The sequence below is a fragment of the Paenibacillus sp. J22P51 genome, assembly GCF_059692215.1.
Map to the genome: position 1 here is coordinate 25971 of NZ_JCAUAZ010000011.1, position 19904 is coordinate 45874.

Genomic DNA, 19904 nt, shown 5'->3' on the forward strand with positions numbered 1-19904 from the left:
AGACTCACTGTATAACATGTCCTCCTTTGTGCTACTTATGCATCGGCATAACCATAATTTTGAACGCAAAAAAAGGCTGTCCTATAAAAGTAGAAGAATCTACTTATGGGACAACCTCTTTATGTGAGAGTTAAAGCTTTTTGCTGATCTCTTCGTTAATCATGCTTATCACTTGATCAATCGGCTGGGTACCAAGATCCCCTTGACCCCGCTTACGAATGGACAAGCTGTCGTTCTTCACTTCGTTCTCGCCAACGACGAGCATGAAAGGAATTTTCTCCAGCTGTGCTTCTCTGATTTTGTAACCTAGCTTTTCATTGCGATTATCCGCTTCTACACGAATGCCAGCTGCTCTTAGTCTGTCTGTCACCTGATTGGAGAACTCTTCAAACGCAGGTGATACTGGAATAACTTTAGCTTGTGTTGGCATTAACCATGTTGGCAATGCGCCAGCGAAATTCTCAAGCAAGAAGGCCGTCATACGCTCCATTGTGGAGATAATCCCTCTATGAATGACGACTGGGCGGTGCTTCTGACCGTCTTCCCCTGTGTATTCAAGCTGGAAGCGTTCAGGCAGCAAGAAATCGATTTGCGCAGTTGAAAGTGTTTCTTCCTTCTTGAGTGCAGTCTTGATTTGAACATCAAGCTTAGGACCGTAGAACGCCGCTTCGCCTTCTGCTTCATAGAATGGCAAGCCTAATTCTTCAACGACTTCACGCAGCATCCGTTGGGAAGTTTCCCACATTTGATCGTCTTGGAAGTATTTCTCCGTGTCCTTCGGATCACGGTAAGAAAGACGGAAACGGTAGTCTGTGATTCCGAAATCTGCGTACACTTGACGAATCAAAGTAACAACGCGGGAGAACTCTTCTTTAATTTGATCCAAACGACAGAAAATGTGAGCATCATTTAATGTCATCGCGCGCACACGGTGTAAACCAGTCAAGGCGCCAGACATTTCATAACGGTGCATCGTGCCTAACTCAGCAATACGAACAGGCAGATCACGGTAGCTGCGCATGTCACTCTTGTACACCATCATATGATGCGGACAGTTCATAGGACGAAGAACAAGTTCCTCATTGTCCATGATCATTTTTGGGAACATATCTTCCTGGTAGTGCTCCCAATGTCCAGAAGTTTTGTACAGCTCAACATTAGCAAGTACAGGTGTATACACGTGTTGATAGCCTAGACGCTCTTCCAAATCCACGATGTAACGCTCCATTGTGCGTCTTAATTTCGCACCGTTCGGCAGCCAAAGCGGTAAGCCTTGTCCAACTTCGCGTGAGAATGCGAACATTTTAAGCTCGCGGCCTAATTTGCGGTGATCGCGTTTCTTCGCTTCTTCCAACAGGTGCAAATGCTCATCCAGCTGTGCTTTTTTCGGGAAAGCAGTTCCGTAAATGCGCTGCAGCATTTTGTTTTTTGCGTCGCCGCGCCAGTAAGCACCAGCAACACTCAACAATTTGAAAGCTTTGATACGGCCAGTTGAAGGCAAATGCGGTCCGCGGCACAAGTCAAAGAATTCACCTTGATCATAAATCGTGAGAACAGAATCCTCAGGCAGATCACGGATCAGTTCAAGCTTAAACGGATCTTCCATCTCTGTGAAAATACGAATCGCTTCATCACGGGAAACAACGCGGCGCGTAATCGCCAGATTTTCACCTGAAATGCGCTCCATTTCCTTCTCGATTTTGACCAAATCTTCAGGGTTTAGCGGAGTTTCCAAATCGATATCGTAGTAGAAGCCGTCCTCAATCACAGGACCGATTCCTAGCTTAACCGCTTTGTTGCCATAAATGCGTTTGATCGCTTGCGCCATCAAATGCGCTGTGCTATGACGGTACATTTCTAGACCTGCTTCGCTATCCAGCGTTAAGATTTCAACATCAGCATCATTGTCCAAAGCAAAAGATAAATCAACGGATTTCCCGTTTACTTTGCCACCAACTGCATTTTTCTTCAGACCGGATGAAATGGACTCCGCCACTTGCTCAATGGTCGTCCCTACTGCATACTCTCTCACTGCGCCATCTGGTAATTTCACTTGTACAACCATTTTCCAAGCCTCCTAATAAGTTAATTGAACGCAAAAAAGCACACTACATCCCATAAAGGGACGAGTGCGCTCAGCTCGTGGTTCCACCCTAGTTCGATTCGCTCATACCTGAAGCTGAGAGACTTTTAGCTCCGCTAAAAGATCCCTATATTAGGTAAGTCGAATCCTCATCAGCATTCGTTAACGGGAATGATTCCGGTACTGTATAGTATCGCACCTGCAAGTCAGGACGAATTCCACAATACGGCTACAAAGGGGTAAACAATCCGATTCGCTGAAGGAGATTGCAGCCTGGTCTCCTCTCTCTGAGCAGTTCATACAGAAAGTTCTTGTCTTTGATACTAACGCCTTCGATCACTATTATAAATGCCGAGGGGTGCAAGGTCAAGGGGATAGTTGATCCTGCTTTTTGGCATCCCCCAGATAGAGATCGCATGTACGACAATAGCTGCACACGGATGTGCGGTCCTCGAAGATCTGCCTTATCGTTTTGATGATCGTCAATTCAGGATCCCGTGTATGAATGTAGATATTGGCTGGCGAGACCGTAATAAGTGTACTCACGATCATATCCTCGAAATTGATATCCTTCTCCAGCATTTCCATTCGAAAGCTTGCATCAAATTCATTCGCATCAATCGGTTCCATTCTGTCATTCAAAATGACAAACTCATGTCCGCCTTTGTGAATAAGATGTGCTGCGGGTATTTTGGCCTCTTGAATATAGACGAAATATTGCAGAAGCGAAATAAATTCCTGATACTGACGGTCCATCATAAACTCGTCAATTGCATACTCGACAATTTCCCGCAGTTCCTCCCTATATTCCTGAATTCGGAATTTAAGGAAGCCATTTAAGCTGAACTGCGCATTCTCTTCAAGCAATGCCATTATTTGTTCCTTCAGCATCTGAATACGACGAAGCCGGCTTGGGCTGCCGTTCATCAGCGGCAAACCTTCCAGCCCACTCTCTTGGACCAAGGATTGCTTACAGTAGCCTTCAATGGCTTCTATGTCTGTCTGCTTCTCGTATTTAAAATCCTTCGTGATCAGGTTACGCAAGATGCTGGATTCCTTGTCCGCCACAATGTGGCTCGCCAACACTTCTGCTAAGCAGGCTCTCACCTGAGCTTCATGAACCTGCGGATCGTGGTGTACACTCCCCGCTTCCGCTTCCACATAAATAAAAGCACGTGATTCACTCCAAGTGTAAGTAGACGTTAAACCATTTTCTACGATATGTAAATGCTGCAGCGCTTGCTTCACCTGTGCGCTCAGCGAACGTACATAGGATTCCTCGACATCGATTAGGGCAATTGCAAACAGTTCCATGTGCTCACTCCTTCCATCTATGCATCCTCCTCTTAAGAGTATATGGTCGATAGCAGGGAGATATACAACGAACAATTTGCCATTTGCGGAAGAGTTGTGCATGCAAAAAAGGAGCAGCATTTAGCTGCTCCTCATGTAAGTAACAAGGGTGTTATAGCTCTAAAAGAGCCTTCACGAGTAAGAAGGGGAGAGCACCGATGGAGACAAAAGCATAAAGGAATCCTTGCACAAAACTTTTAAGCAGTTTCACAACAATCACTCCGATCTTTAATCTCAAATTTGTGGTGTTCCCTCATTCTACTCTTATTGACCAATAGTTACCTGAAGATTAGATTAAAATTACGCTCATTGCGATAAGGCATTGGAAAAAGCATTTAAAAGTGTTTTGTTCTTATCGCCCGAGAATTCCCAGAACATACCGCCACCAAGCCCCATGGACTTGATAAAGTCTGTTTTGTATTGGAATGACTGAACATCATCATAGGTGATGAATGTTCCTGTGGCTGGATTAAACAACCATGGTGTTTTGGTTACATCATTCCAATAACGTGTATATCCATTTTTGTTGATATAGTTGGCTTCCAGATCCCAGAAGTCAAAAGAGCCAGCTTCAACGGTTCCTTTTGTGGAGGCTTTTGCACAAGGTTGATATAGCCCATTATTCACATTGGCGCAGCCGTCCCAGCCGCGTCCATAGAATGGAAGTCCCATGACAATTTTGTTATTTGGTACGCCATGACTAATAAAGCCCTGAATCGAATTCGCAACGTTAAAGCCTTGCGGGTCAACACCGTTGTCAGCTGGATCGAAGTACAATGGTGCGTTTTGTCCTGACTTAGCGTCCCAACCACCGTGGAAGTCATATGTCATGATGTTGATCCAATCGCAGTATTGCGCGATTTTATCAAGCTCCGTGTTGTTTTGAAATGCTGGCGATGCACCCGCTGCAATCGTCAATGTGTACTCTTTGCCGTCAGCAATTTCAGCTGCATCCAGCTTGGTGCGAATTTCTTGCAGAAGAAGAGAGTAATTTTGCTTGTCGCTAGGACGGTAGCTGTTACTAACTAGACCTCCACCTACTGGATACTCCCAATCAAGATCTACACCGTCAAAGCTGTATTTGCGCAAGAAGTTAACAGCAGAGTTAGCAAAGGTTGCTCTTGTTGATGGATCTGCCGCGACATCCGAGAAGCGGTTGGACCACGTCCAGCCACCGACGGAAATAATTGTTTTCACATGCGGATTTGCAGCTTTCAGTCTTATTAATTCGCCAAAGCTCCCTTTAATTGGGGTATCCCACGTATCACCCGGGTAGGAAATGCCTGTATCAGCCCAAGGGTCGCCTTGCACGATGGTACCGTTTGGAGCGTTTATGGCTCCAGTCTCATCTTGGCAGCTCCAAGTTTGCATATTGGGACTATCTGAACCGGGATTACCGTGAATACCATTCCAGCAAATATCTGCGAAAGCATAGTTGATATGCGTTATCTTAGAAGCATCAATATCTTTTACCTTGAAGTTTCTACCGCTGTAAACGCCCCATGATGCGAAGTAAAACACTTTTTTATAGCTAGTCGTAGTCTCATTTGTTGTCGTAATTGATATGGCGCTGCTTGCGGCAGATAGATTACCTACTGCATCTTTGGCCATTACTGTAAAGCTATATGTTGTATTTGGTGTTAGACCCGTAACATTCATCAAATTTCCAGTTGCTGAACCTTTTAAAGTCCCATTTGCATACACATTGTAACCAGTCACACCAACATTGTCCGTAGAAGCGGTCCATGACAACGTTGTGGACGTTGCTGTTGTGCCTGCAGCCGTCAAATTGGTTGGAACAGTTGGCGCTTGTGTGTCAGGAGCAAGTGTTGTTGCATTGGCTGCATTACTTGCTGCAGATACGTTATTAGCTGCGTCTTTGGCTTTTACCGTAAATGTGTAAGAAGTAGACGCTGTTAGACCTGTAACGTTAAAAGTTGTTGCTGTTACGGAACCAATTAATGTAGTGCCTTGATACACATCATAGCCCGCTACTCCGATATTGTCTGTGGAGGCAGCCCATGTCAATTTCAAAGCATTCGTGGTGATGCTCGAAGCGGACAAACCAGTTGGAACAGATGGTGCTGTTGTGTCGGGTCCAGATGTGTCAACTTGCCACAAAGTAGGTGTATTGGATGGCTCCCAGCCTACTAAAGATGTATGCGCTTGAAGACATTTATAAATAGATCCGCTGTATGAAACGCGCGCATTAACGGCATAGGCTGTGTTCGGAGCCCAAGGTGCTACAGACGATTGAGCGTCAGTTGTTACAGACACTGCATTACTTGCTGCCGATTTATTACCCGCTGCATCTACTGCTTTTACAGTAAAAGCGTATATCGTACTCGCGGAAAGGCCTGTTACGTTATGGGAGGTGCCTGTTACAGTTGAAACCAGTGCGCTTCCGTTGTACACCTCGTAGCCGGTTACGCCTACATTGTCAGTAGCAGCACTCCAAGATAATGCGGCGGAAGAAGACGTCTTCCCTGTAGAAGTCAGATTCGTTGGAGTTGTTGGGGCTTGTGTGTCGGAAGGAGCTTGGCTTGTTGTAACCGCTACAGCATTGCTATCTGCAGATTTGTTACCAGCAGCGTCTTTCGCTTTTAATGTAAAGGTATAGGCCGTGTTGGCAGTAAGTCCTGTAACATTATGGGATGTACCAGTTACCGTTGTAAGCAATGTACTGCCACTATAAATCTCATAACCGCTAACACCTACATTGTCTGTAGATGCACTCCAAGATAGTGCGACGGATGTGGCCGTTTTTCCCGTGGAAGTCAAATTAGCAGGGATGGAAGGAGCTTGCGTGTCACCGCCACCGCCGTTTATTACCGTATAAGTTAGATTACTGGATGTTGTCGTTCCGAAAGAGTTGATCAGATCGACCTTGTAAACATATGTACCCGATGGCTTATTCGTAAAAGAAAATGAAGATGATTGCGCATTCGGAGAATTATCAGTCAATGCAGCCGTGTAAATGACAGTACCGTTCTCGTATAGCTTCCAAGATGAACCATTATTTCCCCACCACATATCGAAACCAATCGTGTAGTTTGGACTGTTGTCCCATTTGTTCTGATTCAAGTTCGGGGTTCCAGGTGTTCCTGTCGCTGCTGCAAATAATACACTTGGCAATAAGGTAAACATAAGCGTCAGCAATAGAACGATGTTGGTAACCTTCTTTGTCATTTTCATTCTAATTTCCCTCCCAAATGGTTAAATGCGTTTTACTCTTCCTCCTTATTCAGTCTGTGAGTGAACCGAAGCATCTTCACGAATGTAAGCGCATTCTAAAATTTGCTCCTACTTTGATTTTATTGCCCATTGGATAATTTTGATAGGAACAATTCCTCTATTTGAGGGATAAATTTGCGTAATTCCTGCATTTTAACGAAAGGAATATACCACTTTGCGCATTATCCGTGCATGAACATGCAAATCACCACAAAAAAAAGAAGCAGCCTCAGCTGCTCCTTCAAAAATTCATTTTTAGTTCTGCATCACAAAATCACGATCAATCTTCGCATTCACATCATCAAATACACGCAGAATCTGGTACTTCGTGTTCCGCTGCGCAGGGATTTTGCCTGCTTGACGGATGATGTCCAGTGTCGAGGATACATTGACTTTATGCGTTGTTCCCGCCGCGGATACGACATTCTCTTCAATCATCGTGCTGCCGAAGTCGTTACAGCCATAGCTAAGCGTCTGTTTGCCAACCTCAGGTCCCATCGTGACCCAGGAGGATTGGAAGTTCGGCACGTTGTCCAGCATAATGCGGCTGATCGCCAACGTTTTCAAGTATTCTTCAGGCGTCACTTTCTCCGCCTTCATATTCGTATTGTCCGGTTGGAACGTCCACGGAATGAATGCCAGGAAGCCTGGTGTGTTCAGCTTCTGCAGCAGTACATCGTCTTGCGCATCACGGATACGCAGCATGTGCAGAGCACGCTCTTCCATGGATTCGCCAAAGCCGATAACCATCGTTCCGGTGGTGTGCATGCCTAGCTTGTGCGCCGTCTGCATGACATCCATCCAATCGCGCCATGAGCCTTTCAGCTTGGAGATCTTGCGACGCGTACGATCATCAAGAATTTCCGCCCCGCCGCCTGGCAAAGAATCAAGTCCCGCTTCGTGCAATTGACGAACGATTTCCTCTAGTGATAAGCCGCCGGAAACGTCTTTCATTTTCATAATTTCAGCTGGTGAAAAAGAATGCATCGTGATATTGAAGCGCTTCTTAATCTCTCGCAAAATATTCGTATAGTAACTGAATGGTAGATTCGGGTTCGTACCACCTTGCATCAGAATCTCGGTACCATCAACATCCAAGGTCTCTTGAATCTTCTGGAAGATCGTTTCATCCGGCAGCACATAGCCTTCCGCTGATCCCGGTGGACGGTAGAACGCACAGAATCTGCAATATACATCACAGATATTCGTGTAGTTGATATTGCGCCCAATGACGAAGGTCGTAATTGGATCCGGGTGCCACTTCTTCATAATCTGATTGGCGGTATCGCCAATTTTCTCTATTTGATCGGATTCGAACAGTGTAATACATTCTTCTACATCAATTCGTCCGCCAGCTTGTGCTTTATTTAAAATGCGATCAATCGGTTTCATTGCAACTCACTCCTTTACTTTCTGAAGGCTCGTATCCATTAATCGTACCATACTCATGCCAAAAAAGCAGCAAATCGCTGCTTTTTCCAAATGTTATTCCCTTGTAAATATGGATAATTTCTGAATACTGAGGCTCTTAACCTCGCAAGGCTTGTTCCAAATCTTCAATGATATCTTCAATATCTTCAAGACCTACTGAGTATCTAACGAGACCGTCCGTGATACCGCGTAGAAGGCGAACTTCCTTCGGCATCGCGGCGTGTGACATCTTGGCCGGATACGACAAGATACTCTCTACAGCACCCAAGCTCACAGCTACAAGAGGAATCTTTACTTTGCTCAGCAATTTCTTCGCTTTCTCACCAGAGCCAACATCAAATGAGACAACAGCTCCATAGCCTAGGGATTGCTTCTCGTGAATTTCTCTTCCTGGGTGATTAGGCAGCCCTGGATAGTAGACTACGTCAATATCTGGCTGCTCTGTCAGCCATTGTGCTAATCTACGAGCGCCCTTCTCAGACATTTCCATCCGTGCCTGCAACGTCTTCATGCCGCGAATGAGCAGCCACGAATCTTGAATACCGAGCACGTTCCCCATGCCATTTTGAATTTGCTTCATCCGACGGCCAAGGCTGTCGTTCGCAACAACCGCTAGCCCGGCAAGGACATCACTATGCCCGCCAAGGAATTTCGTCGCGCTGTGCAGCACGATGTCAATGCCAAGTTCGATTGGACGTTGATGATATGGCGTCATAAAAGTATTATCCAGCATCGTGAGCAAATCATGCTCCTTCGCAAAAGCGGCAATCTCACCGATGTCCGTAATGCGAAGTGTAGGATTTGAAGGCGTCTCGATGAAGACGGCTCTTGTATTCGAACGAAGGGCTGCTCTCACCTGAGCAATATCGGTCATATCTACGAATGTGGATTCTACGCCCATGCGATTCATAATCGTTGTAAGCAATCGATATGTACCGCCGTACACGTCTTCCGTACAGATTACGTGATCCCCCTGCGACAACAGCATCAATGCTGATGAGATTGCCGCCATCCCAGAGGCGAACGCAAATCCGCGCGTACCGCCTTCTAGTAAGGCAATGTAATCTTCCAACGCCTGACGCGTCGGGTTACCAGATCGCGTGTAGTCGTACTCTTGGTTCGCTTCCAAATCAGCCTGATGAAAGGTAGAAGCCTGGTACAAAGGCACGCTCGATGCCCCTGTCGCTTCATCAATTTCAGCACCGAAATGAATCAGTCTTGTGGCAAATTTGCCATGTGCTTTGCGTTTCTCTTTGTCTGATGATGAATGGCTCATGATTGTGGAGCTCCTTCCAACTCGGCTTGCGCGGACTCCAGCGCATTCGACAAATCAGCGATCAGATCATCGATATGCTCAATCCCAACGGAGAAGCGAAGCAGGCGGTCATCAACACCAATTTGCTGTCTAATTTCAAGCGGGATGTCCGCGTGTGTTTGTACCGCAGGGTACGTCATCAAGGATTCAACCCCGCCTAAGCTTTCAGCGAAGGCAATGAGCTTGATATGACGAAGAATCGGTTCAACCAATCTCGCGTCCTTGACCTTGAAGGAGAAAATCCCTGTGTTTCCACTGGATTGTTTGTTTTGAATCTCATGGCCCGGATGAGACTCCAGCGCTGGGTAGTAAACGTCTGAAATGAGCGAGTGCTCTAGCAAGAAGTTCGCGATTGCTGTTGCGTTCTGTTCGTGACGCTCCATGCGTAGCGCAAGGGTTTTCATCCCTCTCATGAGAAGCCAGCTATCCTGCGGTCCAAGTACGGCACCAATGGAGTTGTGAAGGATAGCCATTTGCTCAGAAAGCTCTTTCCCTTTTGTAACGATCAGACCCGCTAGCACATCATTATGTCCGCCCAAATATTTCGTCGCACTGTGGATGACGATATCGGCGCCAAGTTCAATCGGTCGTTGCAGATACGGTGTAAGCAAGGTGTTATCGACAATGGATACGATGCCCTTTTTACGGGCCCATGTACATACAAGCTCAAGATCTGTAATCATCATTAGTGGATTCGTTGGCGTTTCAATCACGAGACCCTTCGTATTCGATTGATAGGCGCCTTCAAGTGCATCCAAGTTATTCGTATCCACGTACGTAGCGGTTACACCGAAACGGGACATGATTCTTTCTAATAGACGGTACGTACCGCCATATAAATCCAAGGAAACAATCAAATGATCACCTTGGCTGAAATATGCGAAAATCGTTTGCAATGCCGCCATACCTGAAGAGCATGCAAAGCCTGCATCTCCAGATTCGAGCTGGGCAATAGCGTCTTCAAGCACTTTACGTGTTGGACTCTTCGTACGGGCATAATCAAATCCTGTGCTTTGCCCCAGTTTAGGATGGCGAAACGCAGTTGCTTGATAAACTGGAAAGCTAATAGCACCTGTAACAGGTTCTTCAATAGAGCCAATTTGAGCGAGACGACTTTCGATTTTCAACAAGGGAATTCCTCCTCAGGATGTGGGTACATTTTTTTACAATTGCGAGCTTGCCAAGCTTTCATTAATGTTTACCGTCAACTCAAAAGGTGTTTCTTGATATACATAATAGTTCAGCCAGTTCGAGAACAGCAAATTCGCATGTGCTCTCCAAGTGTTGTATGGCTGTCTACTTGGATCGTTATTCGGGTAATAATTGTTCGGGATATCGATTGGCAGCCCTTTGGCCGCATCGCGGTCATACTCCCATTTCAAAGAGCAAGCATCATATTCCGAATGTCCAGTTACGAAAATATGCTTCCCATCGCGCGTTGCGACGATATAGACCCCTGATTCATCGGATTCAGACAAAATTTCCAAATCCGGACATCGCTCAATATCTTCACGGATAATATCCGTATGGCGTGATTGAGGGACATTGAACACTTCGTCGAAACCGCGCAGCAGCTTCGTGTTCGGAACACTCACCGTATGAGGGAATACACCGAACGTTTTCTTCTCCAGACCATATTTCCGTACGCCGAAATGATGGTATAAGCCTGCTTGAGCAGCCCAGCAAATGTGCAAAGTTGAAGTGACATTGCGCTTGCTCCATTCGAGGATTTGCGTCAGCTCCTCCCAGTAATTCACGTCTTCGAACTCCATTTGTTCAACTGGCGCTCCGGTAATAATCATACCATCCAACTTATCATCTTTGATATCATCAAAGGTTTTGTAAAACATATCTAAATGTTCGTGCGACGTATTTTTGGAAGTGTGGGTTTTGGGATGCAGCAGCACGAACTCCACTTGCAGTGGCGTGTTCCCGATCAATCGCAACAGCTGTGTCTCTGTGGTTTCTTTGGTCGGCATTAAGTTAAGCAAGGCAATGCGAAGTGGACGAATATCCTGATGATACGCGACAGATTCATCCATGGTGAAGATGTTCTCTTGGTTTAAAATTTCTTTGGCAGGCAGGTTGTCAGGAATCTTGATCGGCATCCTGTTCACTCCTCTTCTGAAAGTAGTAGGTTAGGTAAAAACATGTATGAAAAACAAAAATGACCTTCTCTGGAATCAGAGAAAGGCCATGGAAAGTCAAAGTCAATGTCCTTCTCTTATCTCCCAGATTCGCTGTAAACAGCGTTTCCGCAAGAATTAGCACCGTGCTCCCCTTTGCTTGCAAAGGTTTGTCGGTTGCCGGGTGTCATAGGGCTAGTCCCTCCACCTACTCTTGATAAGAAAACGTAACGTATGCGATTAGCATTATCATACTATAAATTAAACGAAAGTCAAGATACTTGGGCTTGTACCTTGGTCAGAGATCGTAAGAAATTTGTAAACGTAGCCATCCATCTATTTTTGTGATACAATTTGTATCGGGTAGATCTGTTTACGCAAGGATACTTCTGGTTAAACAAGTAGGACAAGCTTACGCAGTTAAGTTCCGATACGCAGAAGAAATTTTTTGAAGAAATGAGGGCCACTATGTCAACTCAAACATCGGATAATTTCTCAGTATTCGCCTCCCTGCATCGATATTTCGCACTTACTGAAAACGTAAAACCCACGCTAGAGCAAGCAGAAATGGCTGCCGCTCAGCTTCCTCACATCTATGGAGCTGAAAGTGAAGCCGATCTAATGCAGCGCGGTACCCCTGAGTTAATTCAGATGTATACGAACATCAAAAATAAGATATTAAGCGCCGCCAAGTAAGTTTTGGCGGTTTATTTTTTTTGGCACAGACCTAGCCTTGCTGCCATACCCTATCTAAACGAGAATTTCCCTTATTTCATCAAACTTTTTGGCTTGAAACGTGATATATGAACGAGTATACTAGACAAGTATTCGACACGGACGGAAAAGGAGGGCATACGCTTGGACGGAGAACCGAGGAGTAGTACCTGCAAAGCGAACAAACAATTTCAAAGTGTAGGAATGAAGTCGGTTATTCCATCAGCCAGAGCCTTGCTCTTCTAGATGAACTAACCGGCTGATTCCATTCAAAGGGGTGGGCAGATGAAAACACGGTTGGTTCAAAATGGTATTTTCACGTTAGTTGATGATGTCACTGCTGCGCTTACACCTCCAAGCCAAGGCTTCTATTGGATTGATGCGGGAATCGAGGATCTGCAATTACTTCAGCCTCTGTTCCATTTGCATGATTTGGCCGTAGAAGATTGTCTAAGTGAGGAAGAACAGCGTCCTAAGATTGAATTCTATGATTCTCATTATTTTATTGTCATTAATAGCATTCGTTTCGATGATGAAGAAATTTTTCTACGCGCACTTAATCTATTTCTAAGCAAGCATGTCATTATTACCGTAACACGACAAAAAATTAATGAGCTCCGCGCTTTAAAGCCCTTCCTTTGGGAAGAAGAAGTGAATAGCGCCGATCGTTTCTTATATCATTTGGTCGATCTTGTTGTCGATAACTATGTGGCAGTCGGTGACCGAATTGAAGCTAAGATCGAGAAGCTGGAAGAAGATATTCTCATGGCGACGAAGAAGTCGCATTTGAATGAAATTATTGGTCTACGTTCTGAAATTTTATGGCTGAAAAAGGTGCTTGTGCCACAACGTGACGTCATCGGAACGCTTGGTAAGAAAGAACTGAGACTGATCGACCATCAGCTGCAGAAATATTTCGGCGACATTTATGAGAATGCCGTCAAAATTGTAGATACGTTCGATACGCTCCGCGATCTCATGGGGAACTTACGAGAAGCTTATCAATCCAGTCTTGCTAACCGTGCGAATGATATCATGCGTGTGTTTACCGCTTTGACGACGATCTTCATGCCCTTGACCTTCATTACCGGTGTATTCGGGATGAATTTCGATAATATTCTAGGCCTGCATTTAACTGATCATGGGGATGAAATTGTGCTAGCCTTTATGGGCGTACTCGGTATTGCCATGTATGTGCTATTCCGTAAGAAAGAATGGCTGTGAACAGATCAGAATGGTATATAGATAAAGGGTGACTCCAAGCAGAACGTTGCTGAGAAGTCACCCTTTTGTGCGTCTGGTTACGTTAGATTAATTTTGACAAATTTCCGTTTGCCCACTTGAAGGATATCGCCATCCATCGGCGTGATTTGCGCATGAATATCGGTCAGTTTCTGTTCGTTGATTTTCACTGCCCCTTGCTCCACACTCCGCCTTGCTTCTCCATTTGACGTTTGCAGTGATAAACTGACCAACAGCTTGATGATCGAGATCCGTCCTTCATCCAAGAGATTGTGGCTCAAGCTAACTTCCTCAATCTCATCCGGTAACGCACGCTTTTGAAAAACAGTAATAAAATGCTGCTCCGCGTCCTCGGCCGCTTGGACACCGTGGTACATCTCCACGTACAATTTGGCCAGCCTCAGCTTGGCGTCTCTAGGATGGATCGTACCCGCTTCGAGCCCTTGACGCAGCTCCTCGATTTCCGCATTCGACAGCGCTGTCGTTAGCTCGAAATATTTGAGCATAAGCGAATCTGGAATGGACATCGTTTTGCCAAAAATGTCGTTCGGTTGCTCATCGATCCCGATGTAGTTGCGCAAGCTTTTGCTCATCTTCTGAACGCCATCCAGACCCTCAAGCAACGGCATCAGGATCGCCACTTGACCCTCTTTGATCTCATATGCGCCTTGGAGTGTGCGCCCCATTAGGATATTAAATGTCTGATCGGTTCCACCCAGCTCAATGTCGCTTTCTAAGGAAACGGAGTCGTAGCCCTGCATAAGCGGGTAAAAAAACTCGTGCACATGAATTGGCTGATTCGCCGCATACCGCTTGGCAAAGTCATCTCTTTCGAGCATGCGCGCGACAGTCACTTTACCTGCAAGTCTTAAGACATCATCAAAGCGGAGCTCACCTAGCCATGTGGAATTGTAGTAGAACGATGTCTTGTTCAGATCCAACACTTTGGCTAACTGAGTCTGATAGGTTTGCGCGTTACGCTTTACATCCTCTTCCGAAAGCTGTTTGCGCGTCTCGGATTTCCCTGTCGGATCGCCGATGCGGCCTGTGAAGTCACCAATAATGAGCTGAACCTCATGGCCCAAATCTTGGAATTGACGAAGCTTCTGCAGTACGACGGTATGACCGATGTGGATATCGGGTGCAGATGGGTCTAAGCCAAGCTTTACTTTAAGAGGTGTTCCTGTCACAACGGCCTTCATAATCTTCTGTTTAAGCGCTTCTTCAGGTACGATTTCCGCTGCTCCGCGTTTGAGACTACGCAATTGATGTTCTACTTGCTGCTGTTGTTCTACCGTTAGCTTCTCCCAGACAAACATACAATCCCTCCGTTCAAATGTTTAAAAGAAAACAAAAAGAGACAACCTCTACGTCCACAAAGGGACGAGAGATTGTCTCGCGGTACCACCCTAATTAAAGAGATTGGTTGCATGCCTGAAGACATGATCTTCTCTTTCACTTAGAAAATTAACGACAAAATTATTTGCCGGGTGTAAGCTACTGATGCCCGAATGAGCACGTTCCCTCCACCAACTCGGAACTGTAATTCGGAAAATATGCTTGCATCGGTTTGCACCTTCCACCGACTCTCTGCAGCAGCGGCATTTCTCCTACTCTGGGCTTCGCCCATGTTCGTCATCGCATTGACAGTTATTAGATTATTGAACATTTAATCATATCCGTTCAACCTTTGTCAATACGCATTAACTAGCTGCTTGGATCGTATTTCTTTCCTTCTCCCGGCGAAAACGCAACCTAAGCAGGCGCAGCCATTCATACGCTCTGTCCAGCTCCTTTCCTTTCAGCTCCTCGGTCACTGTGAGGCTCTTAAGGACAGGCTTTAAGTAGCGGTCACCTTCCGATTCGTACGCATTCCATGCCTTGATCTGCTCTTCCTCAGGGATCGAAGCAAGTTCTGCTTCCACGAGAGGATCCATATCGTAGCCTTCACGATCCAAGTCCTCCACCCACAGCAGCAATTCTCTCCGCGGCATCGTCAGATTCGCTTGCAGGTCCGCCAAGCTGCCGCCACCAGCAACGATTTCAAGCAGCTTACGCTTACTGACTTCACGATCAAGCTCAATTCGCAGCTTCTGCTCCTTCTGAGCGAGGAGCCAACCCTCGAATTTCATCATATCGACGTAGTTGGCAACCCAATCCAAAGGAAAACCGTTCGTGCGTGTGCAATCACCGATCATTCCAAGCAATTGCTCCGCGTACATCGCAGTCTTCTGCTCGCCAAAGCCAGGGATTTGTTGAAGCTCTTCCTTCGTCTGAGGCAAGAAGACAGAAATCATCCGCAGAACACGGTTCGTTGCGAGGATATAGGGAGCCTTTTTCTCACGAGCAGCCTGCTCGCGGCGCCATGTGCGTAGGGACTCGTACACCTCTTCATTCGGATTTTCCTCACAGTAGTAAGTTAGCATTTGTGTCATTTTCGCTTTACCCGTTAAGCCTTGCGTAAGATCTAATTCCGTGTGCACCAATGGTCGGAAGCCGATCCGCACCTTCTCACGCAAGCCTTGGCGGAACGCATACAGCATCTCATCCCAACTGATGCCCTGGTACCATTCATCCTGCCCAAACTTGCCAACCAAGTCAGGTTCACTCCAATGAACACTCCAAATCCCTTGTTCTTCAGCAATGGAAACTTGTGCAGAGAGCACTTGCTGGTCCCCCGAATTTTTCTCCAACGTGTTCAGAAATACAATATTCATCCCTTCAATTCCTCCAGACATATCACGAATTTTATTTCAGAAAAACGAAAAAGCACCTCTTCTGCCCGTTGGACAGAAAAGGTGCTTCCTTTTTCTAATATCCAAATCATACCATGTTTGTCAGTTAGGCGCAAGAACTGTTTTGTTGACGAGCCCTTATCGGTTATAATAGGTTCATACTAGAAAGAGAATGGAGGGCCCTCATGTCTGATTATGACTTTTTATATGATCATCAGGAAGAAACAACGACGCGTTTTGTCTGTTTCGTAGGTAATGCTTTACACCGTTTTGACCTCGCTATCATGACCACTACCCGTTATTATGGCAAGAAGCTGGTCATCGATTTGCAATCGGGACGCAGCGCAGTCATTGGTCCAGATGATTTGGATGAAGAAGGCTATCTGGAGCACGTGTTTAAGCTTAACGAAGAACAAGCCCAAGAACTTACCGAATTTTTATCTCAAATTATCGGTTCAATACATTTCACGGATATTTAAGGGATTGTCGGGGGACACTGGAAAAAGCATAACCTGAAAAGGAGGCTTATCCATGCGTAAGAAGTCACCACATACCAACAATGTAGAGGGATTAGGCTTCCTCTCAGAAGACCGCCTCGCTGCGTACACGGACCTCAAGTCGGTAGAGTCCCAGCGTAACGACATGATCCCCGAGGAGTTTCCGGAAGGACCCTATGGCACAAGCATGATGTCAGAGTCACTTGGGAAGAGCACACCTTGGCGAGAGGATCAACGCCCGACCAACCGATTTGCTTATGAGAATCGTGAGCTGCACGAAGGCATTTCAAGGGACTATCCTGGCGCAGATGATGAACTAGGAGAGTCTACTGAGGGCTTGTCCTAGGAACAACGAAACGCCGCGAACATCAGTGAATCTGATGTTCGCGGCGTTTTTAGTTGTTGCTTATTTACCCAGCAGCTCCAAGTGTCTGCCAATATGATGACGAAGGCCTTCAGCAAAGACATCCTCTTGATCAGCCATTGTTTGGAAAAACTCGTCCGCAAAGGTACGGCTGCCATCCTCATTTTTCGCTTGAAGGAGCAAGCCATACGTAATGTGCAGCAATTGACGTGCATTATTTTCTTCCATGTAATCAGGCAGTTGTGCATCTGTCACATCGCTAAGTGGTGCGATCGCGCTGATATCCGTTGTAACGTGGTAGTAAGCTGTTGCTTCAACAAAGTGATCAAGGGCATATTGGTGCATACGGCGATAAAGCGTAGGATTCACTTTGGCTACAACACGTACCGCTTCAAGCCAGTTCGTACCCGCCGTTTTGATATGGAACAAGCCATTCGTATATTGCCCGATCAACGGGAACACACTGAATTTATCACTGCCGGAATGGATACTAAGCTTATATTCAAAATGAACAGCAATGGCAGCATGACTAGCTAACTCACGCTCAAATTGCGCGATATCTCCAATGTAGTCGATCCCTTTTTGGAACTCGCCGCAGAAGCGTGGCGCCATGCTGAAAATCGTAACACCGCGATCACGCAGCTCATTCGCAACTAAATAATGTGCCTCTGGGGAAGTTGGAGTCGCTGTTTCATCTATGGAAATTTCGAAATCAACCGCACGGTCCAATGTAACGATATACTTGCGGTAGATGGCTTCCATGAAATTAATCGCTGCATCGTAGATCAAGACATCTTTCTTCAAAGCTTCCGCTGTATAGGCAAGCGTGGCTCCTGGTACATTCGGAGCTGTCTGCAGGTAGCGCTCTTCATAGCGGCTACGCAGGCTAGCAGGCAGTTGCTCGTATTTCGCTGCGATTTCCGCTGCGGACATGGATTCAATCGTATTGTCGATATTCTCGGAGCAATCCAGCGTCAGCATTGTAAAACCAAGGCGCAACGCGTACTCGATGTCCTCTTCTTTCTTCAAGTGGTCGCCGTCAGCGCCATACCCATCCTTGTAGCCCTCTTGCAGAACTGCATAAGCCGCTGCATCCAAAACATCCTCATACGTGCGGCCCGTCAATGCCAACTCACGAATACTTTGCTGCGCCAAGACAGGACGAATATCTTTGCCGCGGATCGTTTGGATATGGCCAGGACTTGCAATACCAAGTCGATCGCCTAGACCCATTGTCGCTACTTGTGTACCGAAAGCTTGTGGAGCTGTATATGGCAAAAATTGATTAATAATCAGACGATTTGCATGTGTTAACGGAGCAACTTTCCCGCCTTCTACAACATCACCTTGCAGAGCATCATAAAGCTCACCAGTGCCAACAGCTAGTAGACGTTTACCATCTGTGGTACGAACCATAAGAAGTGTTGTTTCTCCCACTTGCGTTAGTGATGATGCATATACTTTTACCACTTCGGATGAAAACTCGCTAACTTTCCCTGCGCGTACTGCTTCTATAAGTGCGTTCATGTTAAATTTCCTCCTATTTTTGCAAACGTTTGCTAGGTTTATATAACTTCATTTTAGCGCAAGTAACGAGCGTTTTCTCTTCATCTATTCCTATTTTAAGTGAAAACTATTCATATTTTTAACTAAACTTATGATATACTTTAGATACATCAATCCCAAATAAGGAGTCTTTCCTATGTCGCGTACCGTCACCTTCGGAAATGAAGATGAAGGCCCTTTCTACATTCAGCATATTCATCGCTCCGGCCCCTTCGAGAGAACTCAGCACATGCATGATATGTACGAGCTCTACTATTTGTACGAAGGAGAGCGCATGTATTTCATTCGTGATCGCTCGTATCTTATACTTCCGGGAGATTTGGTCCTCATTAATCGCCGCGAGCTTCATGCCACTTCCGATTCAGATAAATTAGGACATGCCCGAGTCGTTATTAATTTCAGTGACAGCTTGTTGGAAAGGATGAAAGACGAAGCTCCCTTCCTGCTCGACGCCTTCACGCATGCTACGCCCGTACTACGATTGGATCTACCTACTCGGAGACTCGTCGAAGACATTCTTGGCAAAATGATTCAAGAAGCGAAGGAGCCTCATCTGGGACAAACCTTCGCCATAACGCACTTTCTAGTCGAGCTGCTATTGTTCACGGCACGATTCGTACGTATTCATCCCGTCACTTCTCCTGAACATATCTCTCCTTTGCACCGGAAAATATCTACCATCGTGCGATTTATCAACACCCATTTTGCTGAGCCGATGCGACTGGAAGAGCTTGCTGAGCAGTTTGAAATCAGCCCCGCATATTTAAGCCGGATGTTCAAGGAAATTACCGGATTTTCGTTGGTTGAATATGTGAATCTCGTTCGTGTGCAAGAAGCTCAGAGGCTGCTAGCAACGACGAGGCTGAAAGTAATCGTGATCGCCGAGCAAGTTGGCTTCGGTTCTCTTGTGCAATTCGGGCGTGTGTTCCGTCAAATGACAAAGTTGACGCCGCTTCGTTATAGGCAATCGGCAAGTGTGCAATAGTGAGATAGACAAACTCATTATGCGGGTGAAAACTGTGCTGCTGGCTCGTTTCTCGACGAGTTAGTCGATTATTTCGACTTACGTAACTCCTATTGCCTCTCTCGACACGCGTAACTCGATTATTTCGACTTACGCTACTCCTATTGCCACTCTCACCACGCGTAACTCGATTTTTTCGACTTACGCTACTCCTTTTTGCTCTCTCGCCACGTGTAACTCGATTATTTCGACTTACGCTACTCCTTTTGCCTCTCTCGAC

Annotated in this window: 15 protein-coding genes, 1 riboswitch and 1 other annotated feature; of the genes, 5 read left to right on the plus strand and 10 right to left on the minus strand. The window is 46.0% G+C overall.

Annotated elements, in window-relative coordinates; all coding sequences use genetic code 11:
- Positions 1 to 130: 130 nt before the first annotated feature.
- The 7 genes from thrS to metA all read right to left on the minus strand — a co-directional run bounded on the left by thrS (position 131) and on the right by metA (position 11524).
- A complete protein-coding gene (thrS, locus tag AC58QC_RS21350) occupies positions 131 to 2065 on the minus strand; it encodes a threonine--tRNA ligase (RefSeq protein ID WP_497417096.1) in 1935 nt (644 codons plus the stop codon).
- 384 nt (positions 2066 to 2449) lie between these two features.
- Positions 2450 to 3397 carry a putative sporulation protein YtxC gene (locus AC58QC_RS21355; protein ID WP_497417097.1) on the minus strand — a complete coding sequence of 316 codons (948 nt, stop codon included), beginning with the start codon at positions 3395 to 3397 and terminating at the stop codon, positions 2450 to 2452.
- 345 nt (positions 3398 to 3742) lie between these two features.
- The gene (locus tag AC58QC_RS21360) at positions 3743 to 6631 is read right to left on the minus strand and encodes a glycosyl hydrolase family 18 protein (RefSeq protein ID WP_497417098.1); all 2889 of its coding nucleotides are present in this window, start codon (positions 6629 to 6631) and stop codon (positions 3743 to 3745) included.
- Positions 6632 to 6925: 294 nt separating this feature from the next.
- Entirely contained in the window at positions 6926 to 8062 is a 1137-nt protein-coding gene (gene mqnC / locus AC58QC_RS21365) for a cyclic dehypoxanthinyl futalosine synthase (RefSeq protein WP_497417099.1), read from the minus strand.
- Positions 8063 to 8198: 136 nt separating this feature from the next.
- Positions 8199 to 9377 carry a trans-sulfuration enzyme family protein gene (locus AC58QC_RS21370; protein ID WP_497417100.1) on the minus strand — a complete coding sequence of 393 codons (1179 nt, stop codon included), beginning with the start codon at positions 9375 to 9377 and terminating at the stop codon, positions 8199 to 8201.
- The gene (locus tag AC58QC_RS21375; protein WP_497417237.1) at positions 9374 to 10543 is read right to left on the minus strand and encodes an aminotransferase class I/II-fold pyridoxal phosphate-dependent enzyme; all 1170 of its coding nucleotides are present in this window, start codon (positions 10541 to 10543) and stop codon (positions 9374 to 9376) included. The genes AC58QC_RS21370 and AC58QC_RS21375 overlap by 4 nt, the downstream gene beginning before the upstream one ends.
- A gap of 36 nt (positions 10544 to 10579) precedes the next feature.
- The gene (metA, locus tag AC58QC_RS21380; RefSeq protein ID WP_497417101.1) at positions 10580 to 11524 is read right to left on the minus strand and encodes a homoserine O-acetyltransferase MetA; all 945 of its coding nucleotides are present in this window, start codon (positions 11522 to 11524) and stop codon (positions 10580 to 10582) included.
- Positions 11525 to 11637: 113 nt separating this feature from the next.
- A riboswitch (SAM riboswitch) is annotated at positions 11638 to 11766 on the minus strand.
- Between the two features lie 244 nt (positions 11767 to 12010).
- Between metA and AC58QC_RS21385 the strand changes: the two genes are divergently transcribed.
- Both AC58QC_RS21385 and corA read left to right on the plus strand, forming a co-directional pair.
- The gene (locus AC58QC_RS21385) at positions 12011 to 12238 is read left to right on the plus strand and encodes a hypothetical protein (protein WP_497417102.1); all 228 of its coding nucleotides are present in this window, start codon (positions 12011 to 12013) and stop codon (positions 12236 to 12238) included.
- Positions 12239 to 12541: 303 nt separating this feature from the next.
- Positions 12542 to 13480 carry a magnesium/cobalt transporter CorA gene (gene corA / locus AC58QC_RS21390; protein ID WP_497417103.1) on the plus strand — a complete coding sequence of 313 codons (939 nt, stop codon included), beginning with the start codon at positions 12542 to 12544 and terminating at the stop codon, positions 13478 to 13480.
- A 77-nt stretch (positions 13481 to 13557) separates the two neighbouring features.
- On the opposite strand, the gene tyrS is transcribed toward corA, so the two are convergent.
- Both tyrS and AC58QC_RS21400 read right to left on the minus strand, forming a co-directional pair.
- A complete protein-coding gene (gene tyrS, locus AC58QC_RS21395) occupies positions 13558 to 14817 on the minus strand; it encodes a tyrosine--tRNA ligase (RefSeq protein WP_497417104.1) in 1260 nt (419 codons plus the stop codon).
- Positions 14818 to 14874: 57 nt separating this feature from the next.
- Positions 14875 to 15136: a binding site (T-box leader), on the minus strand.
- Between the two features lie 65 nt (positions 15137 to 15201).
- Positions 15202 to 16215 (minus strand): HRDC domain-containing protein, encoded by a 1014-nt coding sequence (locus tag AC58QC_RS21400; RefSeq protein WP_497417105.1) that lies wholly within the window; start codon positions 16213 to 16215, stop codon positions 15202 to 15204.
- Positions 16216 to 16418: 203 nt separating this feature from the next.
- On the opposite strand from AC58QC_RS21400, the gene AC58QC_RS21405 reads away from it, so the two are divergent.
- Positions 16419 to 16712 (plus strand): DUF3055 domain-containing protein, encoded by a 294-nt coding sequence (locus tag AC58QC_RS21405; RefSeq protein WP_497264426.1) that lies wholly within the window; start codon positions 16419 to 16421, stop codon positions 16710 to 16712.
- Between the two features lie 52 nt (positions 16713 to 16764).
- A complete protein-coding gene (locus AC58QC_RS21410; RefSeq protein ID WP_497417106.1) occupies positions 16765 to 17076 on the plus strand; it encodes a hypothetical protein in 312 nt (103 codons plus the stop codon).
- Positions 17077 to 17136: 60 nt separating this feature from the next.
- Here AC58QC_RS21410 and AC58QC_RS21415 read toward each other — a convergent pair whose 3' ends face one another.
- Complete coding sequence (locus AC58QC_RS21415; RefSeq protein WP_497417107.1) at positions 17137 to 18621, minus strand: tagaturonate epimerase family protein; 1485 nt, start codon at positions 18619 to 18621, stop codon at positions 17137 to 17139.
- 175 nt (positions 18622 to 18796) lie between these two features.
- Between AC58QC_RS21415 and AC58QC_RS21420 the strand changes: the two genes are divergently transcribed.
- Entirely contained in the window at positions 18797 to 19645 is an 849-nt protein-coding gene (locus tag AC58QC_RS21420) for an AraC family transcriptional regulator (RefSeq protein WP_497417108.1), read from the plus strand.
- Positions 19646 to 19904 lie beyond the last annotated feature (259 nt).